General features: G+C 68.9%; 1 protein-coding gene. It reads left to right on the top strand.

The window, feature by feature from the left end:
• Window positions 1–53 precede the first annotated feature (53 nt).
• Window positions 54–882: DUF5933 domain-containing protein (locus tag AQJ11_RS45025; RefSeq protein WP_244218687.1), on the top strand; the 829-nt coding region annotated here is incomplete at its 3' end.

Genomic DNA, 882 nt, shown 5'->3' with positions numbered 1-882 from the left:
TTTCGCGAATAAAGGGGAGAACGACACCGGCCGCGTGGCGCGAACCACGCGCGATACTGTGGGCCACGGCTGGTGTGGCGACACTCGGTTTCCTGATCATCCTGGAGATCTTCGCGCGTCGCTACGCCGGCATACCCGGGCCGTTGACCGAGCAGGCGAAAGAGACGATATTCGCCCCCAAGCCGGGGCCGCTGTACGCCGGTCTGGCCCTGATGATGGTGGTGCTCACCTGGCGGCAACGGTTCGTCGCGGTTGGTGCCGCGATCTGCATCGACGTCGTCTTCGTACTGGTGCGATGGGCGGTCGACGCCGAGGCGGCCGACGGTCATTCCTTCGGCAACGGCGCGTTGTGGGTGATGCTGGGCTACGCGGTCATTGCCGTCACGCGCCGCAGCGGCCGGGAACGGGTCCTGCTACTGAAGGGCGTCGGGCTGGGCCTGCTGCTGGCCGCCGGCCGCAAGACGGGTGACATCTGGCTGATCATCACTGCGAAGACCCGCCCGACCGTGCTCGATCAGTACGTGGCGACCGCCGATCAAGCGCTGGGCAATCCCTCGTGGGTGGTGGGCCGGATACTCCAGGCCACCGACCCGATCGGCACGCATCTTCTCGGCCTGGTCTACGCCCAGCTCGCGGTGGCCGCGGTCGTCGTCGCGCTGTACCAACTGCGCAACGTCGGGGTCGAAGGCCGCTTCCCGCGCCACCATCTGGTGCGCACCTTCCTGGTGATCGGCCTCCTCGGGCCGGGCATCTACATGCTCTTCCCGGTGGTCGGACCGGTCTTCGCCTACGGCCCGGGCGCCTCCGGCACCGGCGGCGTGCAGTGGGCGGTGGCCAACCTGTGGCCGCACACGCCGCCGGCCGTCACCGCCCCGCACCCGA

This window comes from Streptomyces corchorusii, from assembly GCF_001514055.1.
Taxonomy (GTDB): Bacteria; Actinomycetota; Actinomycetes; order Streptomycetales; family Streptomycetaceae; genus Streptomyces; species Streptomyces olivaceoviridis.
This window is presented reverse-complemented; position numbering and strand designations above follow the sequence as displayed.